The following is a 17,308-nucleotide window of genomic DNA, read 5'->3' on the forward strand; positions in this document are numbered from 1 at the left end:
GCTGAGTCCCAGTTCACGGGCGTATTTGGCGATCTGAGCCACTATTTTCGCGTGGGTGACCTGTTTTGTCCGGTTATCCGTAGGTATCGCGCACGCCGCGCCCTTGAACCGATCTGAGGCCCCGTTTGAAGGATGGGACGTCCGGCCCGAGAAAGCGGATGCTCTGAACCCCGGCTTCGGGAAAACGCTTCACGATGTGGGTCATGATCTCGACGCGCATCATGCGCAGTTGCGTGGCCCACGCCGTGGAGGCGCACTGCACGATCAGCACGCCCTCCTCAACGCCCACCGGAGTCGAGTGGTTTGCGGTCTCTTCACCCGCCAACTCGGCCCATCGATCGACGAGCTCGCTCTGCGCGAGGGGCGAGTCCCAACCCAGTTCGGATGTCAGCGACATGACGACGTCGCCGAGGCCGCGGGGTTCGCGGCCCTTACCGTAGGGCACCGTGTCGGCGTCGACGGTTTCGCGCCGTTTGCGCCCCTTATATCGGGGGCGTTCGCCGGCGAAGATCTCTTTGAAGTGCTCGTAGACCCGCACGGCCTCGGTGTTGTCAGCCACGGTCGGCCCCCGGTTCCGTGTCGGCGACGGTCGAGGGTTCACTCGAGGGTTCACTCGAGGCTGCCGCGCTGGCCGTCGCGCTATCGTTCGAGACAACCGCGTCGCTCGTTCCGACGATCTCACCCGCGGCGATCCGCACGGTGCGCGCCGTGAGCTGCTCGGGCACATCGTCGAGAACGGCCGCCGTGATGAGCACCTGTTCGTAGCCTGAGATGGCCTCGGCCAGGCGGCGGCGGCGCGACTGATCGAGCTCGGCGAACACGTCGTCGAGGATCAACACGGGGTCGCCCAAGTTGGATTCACGCCGCAGCAGCTCGGCCGAGGCCAGCTTGAGCGACAGCGCGAACGACCAGGACTCGCCGTGGCTTGCGTATCCCTTCACCGGCAGGCCGTTCAATTCGAAGAGCAGGTCGTCACGGTGCGGCCCGACGAGCGTGACCCCGCGGTCGAGTTCTGCGCGACGACGTTCGGCGATGCGGCGGCGGAATGCCTCGGCCACCTCGGCCGCTGTCGGCAGAGCGGCAGCAGAACCGGGCCCCGTCGATGCAGCGCCACTCTCGCCATCCGCCGCCGTCGAAACAGGGGCGGATGCCGGAGCCGGAGCGTTGGGAAAACCGTCGTCGTCCGCATCCACGCCGTCGACCGACATGATGAGGCTGATGCGCGGCCCGTGGTCGTCACCGACGACGGAGCGGTATGCGGCCTGCAGCGGCGCGGCCATCTCAGCCACCAAGCGGCTGCGCGCGCCGATGATTTCGGTGCCCAGCGCAATGAGTTTGTCGTCCCACACCTCGAGCGTCGAGAGTTGCGTCTCCTTCAGCCCCGAACCTCGGGCCGATTTGAGGAGCGTGTTGCGCTGGCGCAGCGTGCGGTCGTAGTCGGCATAGACCCCCGCCATGCGGGGTGTGCGCAGGACGATGAGCTGGTCGGCGAACTTGCGCCTGGCCGACGGGTCGCCGCGCACGATGCCCAGGTCTTCGGGTGCGAACAGCACGCTCGAGAAGTAGCGGGGCAGCTCGCGCGGTTTGATCTGGCCGCGGTTGACCTGTGCCCGGTTGGGAGTGGAGCGGTTGATCTGCACCTCGGCCAACAGGTCGCGCCCGTTGTGCTCGAGGCGGGTGCGGATGATCGCGGAGTCACGGCCAGCCCGGATCATGGCTTGATCGGACGACACCCGGTGCGAACCGAGGGTGCTCAGATATCCGATGGCCTCGACCAGGTTGGTTTTGCCCTGGCCGTTGCGACCGATGAAGAGGTTGGTGCCGGGCGCGAGTTCGACATCGGCCGCCGCGTAGTTGCGGAAATCAGAGAGGGTAAGGTGCCGAACGATCACGCCGTCACCTTACCCTCGTCATCCGTCACTGGAGCCTCGGCCCCAGCGGCAGAGGTGTTAGTCGTTCGACTTGACCGCGTGGCCGCCGAACTGGTTGCGCAGGGCCGCGACCGCCTTCATGGCGGGCGAGTCGTCCTGGCGCGACACGAAGCGCGCGAAGATCGACGCGGCGATCGTCGGAACGGGAACGGCGTTGTCGATGGCTTCTTCGATGGTCCAACGGCCCTCGCCGGAGTCCTCGACGTAGCCCTCGATCTTGGCGAGAGTCGGGTCTTCCTTGAGCGCACGCACGAGGAGCTCGAGCAGCCAGGACCGCACGACGGTGCCGCGCTGCCAGGCCTCGAAGGTTCCGGGGACGTCCTTGATCAGGTCGCTGCGCTTCTCGAGCAGCTCGTAGCCCTCGGCGTAGGCCTGCATCATGGCGTACTCGATGCCGTTGTGCACCATCTTGGCGTAGTGGCCGGCGCCGACCTCGCCCACGTGCACGAAGCCTTCTTCGCGGGGGCCTTCGGGGCGCAGAGCGTCGAAGACGGGCATAACGCGCTCGACCTGTTCGGCCGAGCCGCCGACCATGAGGCCGTAACCGTTCTCGACACCCCAGACGCCACCCGAGACACCGGCGTCGATGTAGTCGATACCCTTCTCGGCGAGCAGGGCGGCGTGCTTGAAGTCTTCAGTGAAGCGGCTGTTGCCGCCGTCGATGACCAGGTCGCCGGCCTCGAGGTGCCCGTTGAGCTCTTCGATGACCGAATCGGTGATCTGTCCGGCCGGAACCATGACCCAGACGGTGCGGGGTGCCGGCAGGGCCTGGACGAGCGCTTCGACCGTGGGGACGTCGGTGACATCGGGGTTACGGTCGAAACCGGTCACCTCGACGCCGGCCTCGCGCAGGCGGGTGCGCATGTTGTTTCCCATTTTGCCGAGACCGATGAGGCCAATGTGCATTGCAATCACGCTTTCTTCTGTTGACTTAGCGCAGCAGCAGGTTGGGCTGCAGCAGGTACTTGTAGCTGTCGGCGCCCGGCTGGTCCTTCGAGCTCTGGCTCGTGATCAACATGGGTCCCGGCTTGTTCGTGTTCTCCGACTTGGTGAACGAGAAGCGCACGAATTCGCTGCGGACGGCGTTCAGGCCGTCGATGAGGAACTGCGGCTTGAGTGAGAGCACGATGTCGTCGCCGGTCAGGAGAGCGTCGATGCTCTCGGATGCCTGCGCATGTTCGCTGCCGACGGCTTCCATGATGAGTCCGTCGATGGTGAAACTGAAACGGAGCGCAGCTTCGCGCTCGAGAACGAGGGAGACGCGGCGCACGGCCTCGATCAGCTCGGCCGTGTTGATGACCGCGTAGTTCTCCGTGTTCTCGGGGAACAGGCGGCGAACGGGCGGGAACGAGCCCTTGATCAACAGCGAGGTGACGGTCTTTTTGTCGGCGCTGAAGGCGATGAGTTCTCGGTCGTCTTTGTTGGTGAAGCTGACCGAGATGGTGCCGGAGTGGCCGAACGTCTTGCCGACCTCTTGCAGGGTCTTGGCGGGGACGAGGGCCGTGAAGTCGCCGCCCTCCGAGGTTCCGTTGTCCCAGTCGATGTTGCGCACGGCGACGCGGTACCGGTCGGTTGCGACCAGGCCAAGCGAATTGTTCGAGACTTCGAGCTGCACACCCGTGATGACGGGGGTCACATCGTCGCGCGACGCGGCGACGGCGACCTGGGCGACGGCCGTGGCGAATTCTTCGGCGGGGACGAGGCCCGACTGCTCGTCGACCTGGGGAACGCTGGGGTACTCCTCGACGGGCATCGACAGGAGCGTGAAGTTGGCCGACCCACACGAGACGAGGATGCGGTTCTCGTCGGTGCTGAACTGCACGGGTGCGTTGGGCAATCGGTTGGCGATGTCGGCCAGCAGTCGACCGGAGACGAGCACCGTTCCTGCTTCTTCGACATCGGCCTGGATCTGAGTTTGTGAGGAGACCTCGTAGTCGAAGCTCGAGAGCACGAGTCCGTCTTCGCGAGCGTCGATGAGAACACCGCTCAGGATCGGAAGGGTCGTGCGCTGGGGCAGGAGCTTGACGGCGAACGAGACAGCTTCGCTGAAGACATCTCTGTTGACGCTAAATCGCACAGTGGTTCCCCTGTCATTTCGAGGTACGAGTCGTCACCATGTTAGCCGGATGCCTGGATTGCTGTAGTTCCACGAACGGACGTCGTTCGGCCCGGCCGCAAAAGGTTGTCGGCCAGAGAAATGTTTAAAGAACTGTTAATGGTGTTAACGCCTGTGGATAATGTGGATAACTCGGTGGAGAGCGCTCAAACACTGGGAACTACAACCGTGTGACTTGTTGACAGGGTGTGAAACGGGTGGGGATGCCGGTGCCGAAGAATTCCGCACAAACACGGGTCTATTCACAGGCCGTGGTCGAGTTTCAACAGACACGCCCGGAGTAATCCACAGTTATCCACAGGTTGTCCACATTGTGTAACACGGCCGTAATTCGCTTCTCCCCAGCCTGTGGATTACTCGGTAGCCTGTGGATAACTCGAGGCGAATCGGCGCGTTTCGGCACCTGATCGGACGCGATCGTGAGCCTGGCTTGTGTGAAACGGGTCAGAGACCATGAGCGCCCGGCATCCCAAAAAAATTCGAGGGAATTCGGGATTTTCTGGGGAAACGTCGGCATCCGGCCCCGAAGCGTCGTGCCCATGCTCTCGAGCGGTCGTCATCCGGGCGCTCAGGATCGTTTCTGGAGAACGTTTTGGCGGGTTGACGAGCTTTCGGCCGGGCGCCGGGGATCGCGCAAAGGAATGGTGCGACAGAAAGTGGGCCAGCAGAGCTGGTTAGGCAGGCGTCGACGCTCCTTTTGCGCGTCAGCACGTCGACGCGCAATAACGCAGATAGGCGCCAACGCGGCTCAGAGGCGTTAACGATGCACGCAGGCGTCAACGATGCACAGACAGGTCCACGAGGCGGTAGAGGCAAGGAGTCGGTTGAAGGACGTCGAGGCGTGTGAGCGACAGGACAGATATGAACGAACGAGCGGCCCGTGGGCGTCCCGGATCAGTTGTTGAAGCGGTGACCCTGCTTGATGCGACTCGTCAGCTCGGTGACCTGATTATAGATGGAACGACGCTCCTGCATGAGGTCGCCGATCTTCTTGTTCGCGTACATGACGGTGGTGTGGTCGCGGTTGCCGAACAGCTGGCCGATCTTGGGCAGCGACAGGTTGGTGAGCTCGCGACACAGATACATGGCGATCTGCCGCGCGGTGGCGACGGCTTGCGAGCGCGAGGAACCATACAGGTCGTCGACCGTGAGCTTGAAGTAGGCCGCGGTCGTATTGATGATGTCGACGGGCGCGATCACATTGTCGTCGTCGAGCGTGACGAGGTCCTTCAGGACCGTCTGCACGAGCACCATGTCGATGGGGGTTCGGTTGAGGCTCGCGAAAGCGGTCACGCGAATGAGCGTTCCTTCTAGTTCGCGGATGTTCGACGACACCTTCGTGGCGATGAACTCGAGCACCTCATCCGGAATCTGCAGCTTTTCGCTCTGCGCCTTCTTACGCAGGATGGCGATACGCGTTTCGAGGTCGGGTGCCTGCACATCGGTGATGAGCCCCCACTCGAAGCGCGAACGCATGCGGTCTTCGAAGCCGGTCAGGGCCTTGGGGGGCAGGTCGCTCGTGATGACCACCTGCTTGTTGTGGTCGTGCAGCGTATTGAAGGTGTGGAAGAACGCTTCCTGCGTCTCGGCACGACCCTGCAAGAACTGGATGTCGTCGATGAGCAGGATGTCGATGTCGCGGTAGCGCGCCTGGAACACCGAACCTCGGTTGTTTGCGATGGAGTTGATGAAGTCGTTCGTGAACTCTTCGCTACTTACATAGCGCACACGCACTCCGGGATACAGGCTCATCGCATAGTGACCGATGGCGTGCAGGAGGTGGGTCTTGCCGAGCCCCGACTCGCCGTAGACGAACAGCGGGTTGTATGCCTTGGCGGGCGCCTCTGCCACCGCGACCGCTGCCGCGTGAGCGAACCGGTTCGACTGACCGATCACGAAGTTGTCGAACGAATACTTCATGTTCAGGCGCGTGTCGTTTTGCCGAGGCGGCAGAACGGGTTCGGATGGCGCCATGCCGCCCGCCCCCGCATTCACACCGTTGATGCCGCCCATGCCATTGCCGGGGAACTGTGACTGCGGGGTGTCGATGTAGCCCTGCGGCTCGGAAGCGGCCACCGCGGCGGCGGTCTCGGCGTAAGCCTCGTACTCTTCCTCGATGATCTCGGGGTTCACGACCACCGCGAAGGTGCTCGCGCCGTATTGATCTTCGAGGGATGTCAGCGCCTGCAGCAGCGGAGCGCGCATGCGCATATTCAGCTGGCCGGCGGTGAATTCGTTGGGCACCTCAAGGTAGACCGTTCCGGCCATGACGCCCTTGGGCACCACCAGATTGAGGAAGCCGTGGAGTGGCGGGGTGATGCGTTCGTCAGTGGCGAGTACGCCGAGCACGTCTTGCCACATGCGCGTGGTTGGATCGGTAGCGTCTGACATACATCCTCGGGAAGTTATTCACAGGTTTATCCACCGATGCTCGCACATGCCCGCAATGATCGGGAACTCGGCGCAGAAAGCTGGGGATAACTTCCCCAACGGTAACCACCATGGAGTGATCCGGCCAAATTTACTCCACGAGGCCCCGCGTGTCAGCATCCGATTTGCCCGTGAGTTCGTCCATAATCGTAGATTGGTCTGCCCTCGGTTTGACCACACGGCTTCGAGGCCGTAGTTTTAATCAGTTGACGTATGCCTCCGGGCGCTAAATCTTTCCCTGTGATCCCTATGTCGCAGTGAGATCCCAAGTGGAGTGAAAACTATGAGCAAGCGAACTTTCCAGCCGAACAACCGTCGTCGCGCCAAGGTGCACGGCTTCCGTCTGCGTATGCGCACCCGCGCCGGCCGCGCCATCCTCGGCGCCCGTCGCCGCAAGGGGCGCACCGAGCTCTCCGCGTAACAGCGCAGCTACGGTTCTCCGTGCTCGCCTCCTCGCACCGAATCACCCGCGGCGACGACTACCGACGCGTAGTGCGACGCGGCAAGAGGCGCGCAGCGGCGAATACGGTCACCTACATCACGATGAACCCGAATGGCGGACTCCCGCGGTTCGGGTTCATTGTTGCAAAAAACGTGGGTAATGCGGTTCACCGCAATCGTGTCCGCCGACGCTTGAAGGCAGCGGCGTATGCGCTCGTTCCGACGGTTGCCGAGGGAACGGATGTCGTCGTGCGCGCTTTGCCGCAGGCATCCGATGCGTCGTTCAGCGATCTGAGCGCCGAACTCACTCGTGCCATGGCACCGAAGGATGCGCGATGAACGCCGTCGTCGATTCGGTGCTCCTCCTCCCCCGCAACTCGGCGGTCGCGGCACTGAAGGCTTATCGCACAGTGATCTCACCGCTTTATGGCGAGGTGTGCAGGTATTATCCATCGTGTTCTGCATATGCAGTCGCGGCGATCCAGCAGCACGGTGTGGTGATCGGGTCGGCGCTCGGAGCCGCTCGTATTGCACGATGCCACCCGTGGGCGGCCGGCGGGGTCGACGATGCGCCCGCGAAAAAGAACTTCCGTTACGACGTGACCCCGCACGGGTTCGTCATTACGAACAGCCAGAGAAAGGCGTAACCCCGCAATGGACCTTCTGTCGACCATCCTCTGGCCACTCAAATGGGTGGTCGAGCTGTTGCTCGTCGCCTGGCACTGGGTGTTCAGCGCCATCGGCCTCGACCCGGCAGCCGGTCTGACCTGGGTTCTGTCGATCGTCGGGCTCGTGCTCGTGGTTCGTGCCGCGCTCATCCCGTTGTTCGTGAAGCAGATCAAGAACCAGCGACGCATGATGGAGGTCGCGCCCCAGCTGAAGAAGATTCAGGAGAAGTACAAGGGCAAGAAGGACCAGTTCTCGCGTGAGGCAATGAGCCGCGAGACCATGGAGCTCTACAAGAAGACGGGCACCAACCCGCTCGGCTCCTGCCTCCCCCTGCTGGTGCAGATGCCGATCTTCTTCGCCCTGTTCTCGGTGCTGAACGATGCTCAGCACTCGAAGGCCGGCGTCGGACCGCTGAACGCCACGCTGGCCGACCAGTTCGGTGACGCATCCCTCTTCGGCTTCGCTCCCCTGCACCTCAGCTTCTCCGGTGCCATGAACGCCGTCGGCGGCCCCGAGGTCGGCGTCATGGTCGTCGCTGCCATCATGGTCGTGTTGATGACGGCCTCGCAGTTCATCACGCAGCTGCAGATCGTCTCGAAGAACATCTCGGACGAAACCAAGGCCAGCCCGATGTTCCGTCAGCAGAAGGTTCTGCTCTACATCCTGCCTTTCGTCTTCCTGTTCTCCGGCTTCACGTTCCCGCTGGGCGTTATGTTCTACTGGCTGACTTCCAACATTTGGACGATGGTTCAGCAGTTCCTTATCATCCGCAACATGCCGATGCCCGGAACCGAAGCGGCCAAGCAGCGCGAAGAGCGCTTGGCGCGTAAGGGAAAGCTCGTCGTCGAGTCCCCCTCGGCCGAGACCGTCGTCGTGCAGGAGAAGAAGCCCACGCAGCGCCAGCAGCCCATGGGCAAGAACCGTGCCAAGAAGACCGGCGGCGCCCCCGGCTCCCCCAACATCAAGAACGGAAGCTAGACGGATGTCTGACACCACCCACGCCGAGGAACGCGTTCTCGACGAAGCCCCCACCCTGTCGCAGCTCGAAGAAGAAGGCGAAGTCGCGGCCGACTACATCGAAGAGTTCCTCGACATCTGCGATTTCGACGGTGACCTCGACATCGACGCCCGCAACGGACGGGCCTACGTGGGCGTCACGGCGACCGACAACAGCAGCCTGCGCGTCCTGGCCAAGACGGATGTCGTGAACGCCCTGCAGGAGCTCACACGCCTTGCCGTCCAGAGCAAGACGGGAGCGTTCTCGCGACTGATTCTCGACATCGGCGGTTCGCGCGAGGCTCGGCAGCAGGAGCTCACCGAGCTCGTCGAGCGTGCGATCGAGCAGATCGAGGCCGGCGCGCAGTCGGCAGCGTTGCCCCCCATGTCGAGTTATGAGCGCAAGCTCGTGCACGACGTCGTGTCGGAGCGCGGATTCGTATCCGAGTCCGAGGGTGAAGGCCGCGACCGTCACACCGTGATCACGCGCTCCTAACGTGGCACTCTCTCCCCAGATTCTCGAAGCGCTCGAGCCTGAGCCCGCTGCAGCAGGGATGATCCTCGGCGATCGCCTCGACGCCGTGAGGGCTTTCACGCACAACCTTGCGCAGCATGGCGAGGAACTCGGCCTTATCGGACCGCTGGAACTCCCCCGCCTGTGGACCAGGCACATCCTCAACTCGGCTTTGTTGGGGCCGCTGCTGCGGCCCGGTTTGGTGGGCGACATCGGATCGGGCGCAGGCCTGCCGGGGCTGGTGCTGGCGCTGCAGCGTCCCGATGTGCGATTCGTGTTGGTCGAGCCGATGGAACGCCGCACCGACTGGCTGTCGTCGCAAGCGCGGGAACTGGGTCTCGAGAACGTCGAAGTTCGTCGCGCCCGTGCCGAGGAGTCTGGTCTCGAAGGCCAGCTCGACCAGGTGACCGCGCGCGCGGTCAGTGCTTTCAAGAAGCTCCTGGCGTTGACCGCTCCCCTCGTACGTGACGGCGGTGAGCTCGTGCTTCTCAAGGGTGCCAACGCGCAGGCCGAGATCGACGCCGCGGCACGGGAGATCAAGAAATACCGTGTGAAGGATGTCCGTGTGGAGCTCCTGGGCGAGGGCGTTGTTGCGGAGCCCACCCGAGCGCTGTTGGGTACCGTTCGCTAATTCGGATGCGGCTGTCCTCGTCGACGCGGTCGATTTGCATTGGATGCAGTACGCCATAGATCCGTGGCCACTACCGGATCTGATTTGATCGCAGTATTTAGCTCTCATCTGGGATTTTCTCGCCTGATGAATGTACTGCAAGAGTGCACTCGAGTCCGCTATCCGTGTGCGCGCATGGGCGAATATCTCTTCTAGCTTCAGTCTGCACCAAACTACCCGCGCCGCATGGAGCGCCCGATGAGCAGCCGCAGCCTGGGCGCCGCGGGCGCCTTCAATCGAGAGTCCCGGTTGCGAGGTTCCCTTGGCCGCAGGACGGTCGCGGAGTTGGGCTGGAGACGGCGGCTCTGCGGCTCTAGGTTCGTTGGATCGCCAATCTCTAGCTCTCGGCGGCATGTTTCACGTGAAACATCCGAGTAGGATTCTGGTGCCTCAACCCAGGGCAGAGGCTTTAGCGGGGCGGTTCGGATGGTCACACACTTTCGGGTGTCGTGCCCAGGGTTTGATAACTCAAGTCCTAGAGCTTCGCCGCGACGCTCAGGGCTGCGCATTTGTTTCACGTGAAACATTGGGCTGGAAGCTTGTCGCGGCGAGTCGCGGTCGAGTCCTCCCTGGGAAGATCTATATTGACGTGCGCATAGTGCGGGGTCTGAGGTGAATTATGGGGGGTACTGGGCTCTTCCAGGTCGGATTCTATGCCGTGTACCGCCCCGGGCTGGATTGAGCAGAGACTCTCTATCGATGAGCTGCGGGTTCGATTCGCGAACGAGCACTGCTGAGATAGTGCGGAGGACGACTAGTGGGTAGCTTGCACGTAGATGCGGGTCGCATCTGAGTCCGTGTTGTTCGTGGCGAGATGCGCGGTTGCTGTCGCTTGTTTCACGTGAAACATCTCCTCGCGCCTCAGAGGCCCTGGCAGAAAAAGAGTTGTGGCTCAGACGATGTGGACAGCCACCGGACGTGCGCCGCACAAGCGAAAAGGTCCGCCCGGATAGGGGCACCGAGCCGCAATCCGACACGTTGAGTCTCTCGCGTTCGATCGAAAGTGTACCAGGGGCTGGGTCTGCATGATGGGGGCTCAACAGTAGTTTGGCGGCCATGGGCGGGGCACCGTGGGTGCCGGGAGAGGGCCATTTGGCCCAGAAAAATCGGTCTGAGATTGATCCTAAGGGCGCCTCGCCTAGACTGGCCGGACAGGAAATCGTCCTAATTCGCGCGAATATCGACGCGTCCGACATTGATTCCTGAGCTCCGTCGCAGGTTGGGGCCTGAAGTTGCAACGGCCGTCAGTGCGGTCCGGTACGGTTGATATGACCCCGACACAAGAAGGTTTCACGTGAAACAAACAGAGCCAAGCGGCGACGACATGAGCTTCGGCTCATTCGAGGACTCCCCGCTGGCGCGCGAGCTGGCCGACCTCACCAAGCGTCGCAAGCGCGTCGCCGACGTGACGGCACCGCTCCCCCGCACGACGCGAGTCATCACGGTGTCCAACCAAAAGGGTGGCGTCGGCAAGACGACGACGGCGGTCAACGTTGCTGCCGCGATGGCCAAACTGGGTGCCCGCGTTCTGGTGATCGACCTCGACCCGCAGGGCAATGCATCGACCGCCCTCGGGGTGCAGCACCATGCCGATGTGCCAAGCGTCTACGACGTGCTTATCGACGACTTCCCGCTCACGGAGGTTATCCAACAGAGCCCCGAGTTCGACACCCTGTTCTGTGCGCCGTCCACAATTCACCTGGCCGGGGCGGAAATCGAACTCGTCTCGCAGGTCGCCCGCGAGCACCGCCTACGGACGGCCGTCGAAGACTTGCAGCGCACCGTCGAACAGCCCTATCACTACATTTTCATCGACTGCCCACCGTCTCTCGGGTTGTTGACGATCAACGCGTTCGTTGCGGCATCCGAAGTGATGATCCCGATTCAGTGTGAGTACTACGCGTTGGAGGGGTTGAGCCAGCTGTTGGGCAGCATCGAGCTGATCCAGAAGCACCTCAACCCGACGCTCTCTCTGCAGACGATCCTGTTGACGATGTTCGACGGGCGCACGAATCTAGCGAACCAGGTGGCTGATGATGTGCGCAGTCACTTCACCGACAAGGTGTTGCAGGCCGTCATCCCTCGTGCTGTTCGCATTTCCGAAGCTCCGAGCTTCGGCCAGACCGTGATCTCCTACGACCCCTCATCCCTCGGCGCGATCTCCTACCTGGAAGCCGCCAACGAAATGGCGCGCCGGTACGGCGACAAACTCACAATTTCCCCGCAGAACTAAGGAGCGCAACAAACATGGCGACGAAACGAACAGGACTCGGCCGGGGCATCGGCGCCCTGATCCCGACGGCTCCCGAAGGCTCTGCCGCGCGGCCGGTCGATGTGTTCTTCCCGCAGAGCGATGCGTCAAAGGCCAAGGCCGCCAGCACACAGGGTGCGCCGGCAGCGGATACAGAAACCGTGACCGCCGTTCCGACGGTGGATGAGGACGCGAGCCCCGAGCCCGACGACTCCCCCGACCTCGTGGCCGTGCCCGGTGCACGCCTCGCAAGCATCGCGCAGTCCGACATCGTCCCCAATGCCGTGCAGCCGCGGACCTATTTCGACCCGGAGCACATGTCGGAGCTCGTCCACAGCATCCGCGAGGTGGGTGTGCTGCAGCCGATCGTCGTTCGCTCACTGCCGGGTTCGGATGGCAAGTACGAGCTGATCATGGGTGAGCGTCGTCTGCGAGCCTCGCAGGAGGCGGGCCTCGCGACGATCCCCGCGATCGTCAAGGACACCGCCGACGAGGACATGCTGCGCGATGCCCTTCTCGAGAACCTGCACCGGTCGCAGCTGAACCCGCTTGAAGAGGCCTCGGCCTACCAACAGTTGCTCGAGGACTTCGGTATTACGCAAGAACAACTGGCCGAGCGCATCGGGCGCTCACGTCCGCAGATCTCGAACACGCTCCGCCTGCTCAAGTTGCCGGCGACCGTGCAGAGCCGGGTCGCATCCGGCGTGCTGAGCGCCGGTCACGCGCGCGCCGTCCTCGCGGCCGGTGACGTCGAGGCCATGCAGAAGCTCGCCGACAAGATCGTGAACGAGGACCTGTCGGTTCGTGCGGCCGAGGCCGCCGTGAGCCAGTCCTCGGCGAAGAAGAGCAAGCCGTCGGCCGGCAGCCGCCGCGGGGTTCTGGATGACATCGCCGATCGCCTCGGCGACCGGCTCGACACGCGCGTTCGCATCGGGCTCTCGGCCAAGAAAGGCCAGATCGCGATCGATTTCGCCACTATTGGGGACCTCAACCGTATTCTCGGGATCCTCGGCGAACCCGGTTACGGCGACGCTGCAGCATCGTCGGAGAAGAACTAGCAGAACCGGCACGATCGGAGGCGGCCTGGTGAAAACCAGGCCGCCTCTCGCTGTGTGCGTGGAGGAGATCTGAGCTCGTTCGTCAGGACTTGTCTCCTTACCCACGACTGGAGAAGCGGAGACATCCCGACGAACACGGCACGGGCGGCGGCCGCAGAGTTGATAGAGATGCGACGGGCCACCGCGATTCGGTGTGTGGTGGGTTCACACCAACCGAGCAGCAGGTGCTCTCGCTTGCCGGTCAACCGGTGATCCGGATGTTTCACGTGAAACACGTCAGGCACCCGCCGATAATTCGGGGGCGCCTGAGCGGTGAAGCAGGGTCGAAGCGTCAGCCGCGGGCAGCGAACTCCGCAAGGGCGCCATACGTGTCGGCGAGGGAGCGGCCCGCCGCCTCGATTGCCTGGGGGAAGAGCGATGTCTCGGTCGTGCCGGGAATCATGTTGGCCTCGAGGAACCACACGTCACCCGATGCATCCACGATGACGTCGATGCGTGAGACGTGGCGCAGACCCAGGACCTCGTGCACCTGAAGGGCGACCGCGGATGCCCGAGCCGCCACCTCGTCGGAGACGCGCGCGGGCGCGTAGAACGTCGTCTCGCCCGCGTTGTAACGTGCCTCGAAACTGTAGACGCCCGAGACCGGCTCGATCTCAACCGCCGGGAGAGCCTCGGGGCCGTCTCCCGTGTCGATGATCGAGATGGCCAGCTCGGTGCCCTCGATCTTCTGCTCGACGAGCGCGACATCGGAGTAGGTGTAGGCGTCGACGAGCGCACGTGGCAGGTCAGACTCGTCCGCCACGATCGTGACGCCCTGCGCCGAACCACCCTGCGCGGGCTTCACCACCGATGGCGTGCCGATAGCGGCCGCCAGTTCGACGATCACTCCCCCGGCCCCGAGCTCGCGGAACGTCTCTCGCGGCATGCTGATCCAGGGCGCGGTCTTGATGCCCGCACGGTCGACCAGGATCTTCGCCGTGGGCTTCGACCAGGCCAGCGAGGCCGCGTGCGGGCCACTGCCGAGGTAGCGGATGCCTCGGGCACCGAGCAAGGCCTGAAGCGCTCCATCCTCACCGCTGGCGCCGTGCAGAGCCGGCCACACGAGGTCGGGCCCCGCCTCGAGGATGGTGGACAAGGTTCCCGCGCCGGGGTCGAGCAGGGTGACGCGGTGACCGGCGGCCACGAGCTCGTCGGCGACGCGACGGCCCGAACGCAGGGAAACGTCGCGTTCGTGGGAGATGCCGCCCGCCAGGACGACGACGGACAAAGAGTTCTCGGATGACATCGATCGGCCTCTCGGGGATCAGTTCAGGTTCGGCGGGGGTGTGCTGACGTGGCGATCGTTCGAGCGCGACTCGAGCATGCCCGTGCCCGCAAACGTCTCGAGCAGATCGATCTCCCCGTTTATCACGGTGGCGAGGCGACGGATGCCGACGCGGATGTTCTCGGGCGTCGGGTGACAGAACGACAGCCGCATGGCATGACGACCGCGGCCGTCGGCGAAGAACGCCGTGCCGGGCGTGAACGCGACGAGTTCCTTGACCGCGCGCGGAAGCATCTGCTTCGAGTCGAGTTGATCGGGCAACGACAGCCACACGTAGAAGCCGCCGTTCGGGTCGGTCCACGAGAGATCGGGCAGGTATTCGGCCAGAGCCGACACCATGGCCTTCTTTCGCTCGTGGTAGACCCCGCGGAACGTGTCGATCTGACCCTTCCAGTCCGCCGTCTTCAGATATTCGGCGACCGTCAGCTGGCTGAACGCGCTGGGCGACAGGATGGCCGATTCGGCGGCGAGGATGAGCTTCTCGCGGATGGCATGCGGTGCGAGCACCCAGCCGACGCGGAAACCCGGGGCCAGGGTCTTGGAGAAGGAGCCCAGATAGATGACACCCTCGTCGTCGATCGAGCGCAGGGCATCCGGAGCCGGCCGATCGAAGTAGAGCAGCCCGTAGGGGTTGTCTTCGACCACGAGAATCTCGTTGGCGCGGCAGATCTCGAGGATCTCGGGGCGACGCTCGGCACTCAGCGTGATGCCGGCCGGGTTGTGGAAATTGGGGATGGTGTAGAGGAACTTGATGCGACGGCCCTGGCCGCGCAGCTGGGCGATCGTCTGTCGCAGCGCGTCGGGGATGAGGCCGTCGTCGTCCATCGCCACGTGCACGACCGACGCCTGGTAGGACCGGAACACACCGATCGCGCCGACATAGCTGGGTGCCTCGGCGAGGATGACGTCGCCCGGGTCGATGAAGAGTTTGGTGACCAGATCGAGCGCCTGCTGCGAACCCACCGTGGTCACGACGTTGTCGACTGTGCCCCGGATGCCCTCGAGCGCCATGACGTCGAGGATCAGCTCGCGCAGAGCCGGCTGACCGGCCCCCGAGCCATACTGCAACGCCGCGGCACCCTGCTCTCGCATGACACGGGCCATGGAGTCGGTGATGACATCGTGCGGCAGGGCCGAAACGTTGGGCATGCCGCCGGCCAGCGAAACCACCTCGGGGCGACTGGCCACGGCGAAGAGGGCTCGAACCTCGCTGGCGGACAGGCCGGCGGTGCGCTCGGCGTAGTTCGAATACCACGGGTCAAGGTTGTTCCCGACGGAGCGGGGGGTGCCTGGTTCTTCCACGTCAAATCCGTTCTGATCTCTTCACATGCTATCGGGGCTTCTCGGGTGCTTAAACAAAAGTGACCCGCCCGGCAGATTGCCGGACGGGTCACTCGAGTGCGTCAGGCTATGCCAGGAAGGCGGCCAGGTCGGCCTCGAGGGCGGCCTTGGGCTTCGCACCCACGATGGACTGCACGACCTCGCCACCCTTGAAGACCTTCAGGGCGGGGATGGACGTGATCTGGTAGTCGACGGCGAGCTGCGGGTTCTCGTCGACGTTGACCTTGACGATGTCGAGCTTGTCGGTGTTCTCAGAGGCGATCTGGTCGAGGATCGGCGAGACCATGCGGCAGGGACCGCACCAGGCGGCCCAGAAGTCCACGAGGACCGGCTTGTCGGACTGCAGCACTTCCTGGTTGAAGGACTGCTCGGTTACGGCGCGTGCGCTCATTGTTATCTACTCCTTGTTGGTGGTCGGGTGAGTCTGAACGGCTCGACGTGCGAGCCGGGGATGGTGGCGGCCCTGCGAGGGGGCCGGGGTGGCGCGTGCAAGTGCGGTGGCGGTCGGCTAGGCGCCGACGGTTGCCGCCTCGCTCGCACTGGCCGCGGCCCGGGCGCTGGCACTCTCGACGGCTTCAGCCTCGGCTTCCGCCTCCTGCTCGGCCGGCACATCGAGGTGGGCCTCGGCCTGCTCGAGCTCGGCGAGGTAGCTCTCCATATCGAGAGCGGCCACGGTGCCCGAGGCCGCCGCGGTGATCGCCTGACGGTAGTGCGGGTCGATCACGTCGCCCGCGGCGAAGACGCCCGCGAGGCTCGTGCGCGACGAGCGCCCGTCGACGGCGATGACGCCATCGGAGGTGAGCTCGAGCTGCTGGTGCACGAGGTGCACGCGCGGGTCGTTGCCGATCGCTACGAACAGGCCACCGAGCGGCAGAACCTGCTCAGAACCATCGACCGTGTTGCGCAGCGTGACCGACTCGACGGCGTTCTCGCCGTTGATGCCGACGACCTCGTTGTTCCAGAGGAACTCGATCTTCTCGTTCTGGAAGGCGCGCTCCTGCATGATCTTCGAGGCGCGCAGCGAATCCTTGCGGTGGATGACGTAGACCTTCGACGCGAAACGCGTCAAGAAGGTGGCCTCTTCCATGGCCGAGTCGCCGCCGCCCACGACCGCGATCGTCTTCTCCTTGAAGAAGAAACCGTCGCAGGTGGCACACCACGAGATGCCGCGGCCGCTCAGACGCTCCTCGTCGGCGAGGCCGAGCTTGCGGTAAGCCGAACCGGTGGCGAAGATGACCGAGCGGGCCTCGAGGGTGCCGCTGTAACCGGTCGTGACCGTCTTGACGGGGCCGTCGAGGGAGACCTCGGTGACGTCGTCGAGGATGACTTCGGTGCCGAAACGCTCGGCCTGCTCCTGCATCTTGAACATGAGATCGGGGCCCTGGATGCCCTGGGGGAAGCCGGGGAAGTTCTCGACCTCGGTCGTGTTCATGAGCTCGCCGCCCGCCTCGACGCTCGACGCGATGAGGACGGGTTTGAGGTTGGCACGTGCGGCATAGATGGCCGCGGTGTAACCCGCGGGACCCGAACCGATGATGATGACGTTACGCACGACGGATGCTCCTCG

The 17,308-nt window shown here is 63.8% G+C and carries 17 protein-coding genes; 8 read left to right on the forward strand and 9 right to left on the reverse strand.

Going from position 1 to position 17,308, the window contains the following annotated elements:
• Window positions 1–73: 73 nt before the first annotated feature.
• The 5 genes from ALI44B_RS10440 to dnaA form a co-directional block, all read right to left on the reverse strand.
• On the reverse strand, window positions 74–559 hold the full coding sequence (locus ALI44B_RS10440; RefSeq protein ID WP_179100230.1) for a DciA family protein: 486 nt from the start codon (window positions 557–559) through the stop codon (window positions 74–76).
• A complete protein-coding gene (gene recF / locus ALI44B_RS10445) occupies window positions 552–1,892 on the reverse strand; it encodes a DNA replication/repair protein RecF (protein WP_077054616.1) in 1,341 nt (446 codons plus the stop codon). Before recF ends, ALI44B_RS10440 begins: the two co-directional genes overlap by 8 nt.
• Before the next feature lie 57 nt (window positions 1,893–1,949).
• Window positions 1,950–2,837: a phosphogluconate dehydrogenase (NAD(+)-dependent, decarboxylating) gene (gnd, locus tag ALI44B_RS10450; RefSeq protein WP_077054617.1), complete on the reverse strand. Its 888-nt coding sequence runs from the start codon at window positions 2,835–2,837 to the stop codon at window positions 1,950–1,952.
• 25 nt (window positions 2,838–2,862) lie between these two features.
• Window positions 2,863–4,008, reverse strand: coding sequence for a DNA polymerase III subunit beta (dnaN, locus tag ALI44B_RS10455; RefSeq protein WP_077054618.1), 1,146 nt, complete (start codon window positions 4,006–4,008; stop codon window positions 2,863–2,865).
• 933 nt (window positions 4,009–4,941) lie between these two features.
• Window positions 4,942–6,438: a chromosomal replication initiator protein DnaA gene (gene dnaA / locus ALI44B_RS10460; protein WP_077054619.1), complete on the reverse strand. Its 1,497-nt coding sequence runs from the start codon at window positions 6,436–6,438 to the stop codon at window positions 4,942–4,944.
• A gap of 322 nt (window positions 6,439–6,760) precedes the next feature.
• Here dnaA and rpmH point away from each other — a divergent pair, with 322 nt between their 5' ends.
• From rpmH to ALI44B_RS10500, 8 genes are all read left to right on the forward strand, one after another.
• A complete protein-coding gene (rpmH, locus tag ALI44B_RS10465) occupies window positions 6,761–6,898 on the forward strand; it encodes a 50S ribosomal protein L34 (protein ID WP_010204566.1) in 138 nt (45 codons plus the stop codon).
• Between the two features lie 71 nt (window positions 6,899–6,969).
• Window positions 6,970–7,257 (forward strand): ribonuclease P protein component, encoded by a 288-nt coding sequence (rnpA, locus tag ALI44B_RS10470; RefSeq protein ID WP_238592182.1) that lies wholly within the window; start codon window positions 6,970–6,972, stop codon window positions 7,255–7,257.
• Complete coding sequence (gene yidD / locus ALI44B_RS10475) at window positions 7,254–7,565, forward strand: membrane protein insertion efficiency factor YidD (RefSeq protein ID WP_077054621.1); 312 nt, start codon at window positions 7,254–7,256, stop codon at window positions 7,563–7,565. The genes rnpA and yidD overlap by 4 nt, the downstream gene beginning before the upstream one ends.
• A gap of 7 nt (window positions 7,566–7,572) precedes the next feature.
• Window positions 7,573–8,565 carry a membrane protein insertase YidC gene (yidC, locus tag ALI44B_RS10480; protein ID WP_077054622.1) on the forward strand — a complete coding sequence of 331 codons (993 nt, stop codon included), beginning with the start codon at window positions 7,573–7,575 and terminating at the stop codon, window positions 8,563–8,565.
• Between the two features lie 4 nt (window positions 8,566–8,569).
• The gene (locus ALI44B_RS10485) at window positions 8,570–9,079 is read left to right on the forward strand and encodes a Jag family protein (RefSeq protein ID WP_077054623.1); all 510 of its coding nucleotides are present in this window, start codon (window positions 8,570–8,572) and stop codon (window positions 9,077–9,079) included.
• 58 nt (window positions 9,080–9,137) lie between these two features.
• The gene (gene rsmG, locus ALI44B_RS10490; protein WP_077054624.1) at window positions 9,138–9,728 is read left to right on the forward strand and encodes a 16S rRNA (guanine(527)-N(7))-methyltransferase RsmG; all 591 of its coding nucleotides are present in this window, start codon (window positions 9,138–9,140) and stop codon (window positions 9,726–9,728) included.
• Between the two features lie 1,363 nt (window positions 9,729–11,091).
• Window positions 11,092–12,000, forward strand: a complete 909-nt coding sequence (locus tag ALI44B_RS10495; RefSeq protein WP_077054625.1) for a ParA family protein — start codon at window positions 11,092–11,094, stop codon at window positions 11,998–12,000.
• Between the two features lie 14 nt (window positions 12,001–12,014).
• On the forward strand, window positions 12,015–13,076 hold the full coding sequence (locus ALI44B_RS10500) for a ParB/RepB/Spo0J family partition protein (protein WP_077054626.1): 1,062 nt from the start codon (window positions 12,015–12,017) through the stop codon (window positions 13,074–13,076).
• A gap of 331 nt (window positions 13,077–13,407) precedes the next feature.
• Here ALI44B_RS10500 and ALI44B_RS10505 read toward each other — a convergent pair whose 3' ends face one another.
• The 4 genes from ALI44B_RS10505 to trxB form a co-directional block, all read right to left on the reverse strand.
• Complete coding sequence (locus tag ALI44B_RS10505) at window positions 13,408–14,361, reverse strand: D-alanine--D-alanine ligase family protein (RefSeq protein ID WP_077054627.1); 954 nt, start codon at window positions 14,359–14,361, stop codon at window positions 13,408–13,410.
• A gap of 18 nt (window positions 14,362–14,379) precedes the next feature.
• Window positions 14,380–15,702: an aminotransferase-like domain-containing protein gene (locus tag ALI44B_RS10510; RefSeq protein WP_077054628.1), complete on the reverse strand. Its 1,323-nt coding sequence runs from the start codon at window positions 15,700–15,702 to the stop codon at window positions 14,380–14,382.
• A gap of 106 nt (window positions 15,703–15,808) precedes the next feature.
• Window positions 15,809–16,132, reverse strand: coding sequence for a thioredoxin (gene trxA, locus ALI44B_RS10515; protein ID WP_077054629.1), 324 nt, complete (start codon window positions 16,130–16,132; stop codon window positions 15,809–15,811).
• A 117-nt stretch (window positions 16,133–16,249) separates the two neighbouring features.
• Window positions 16,250–17,293, reverse strand: coding sequence for a thioredoxin-disulfide reductase (gene trxB / locus ALI44B_RS10520; RefSeq protein WP_077054630.1), 1,044 nt, complete (start codon window positions 17,291–17,293; stop codon window positions 16,250–16,252).
• Window positions 17,294–17,308 lie beyond the last annotated feature (15 nt).

This window comes from Leifsonia sp. ALI-44-B (assembly GCF_001984125.1).
Taxonomy (GTDB): Bacteria; Actinomycetota; Actinomycetes; order Actinomycetales; family Microbacteriaceae; genus Okibacterium.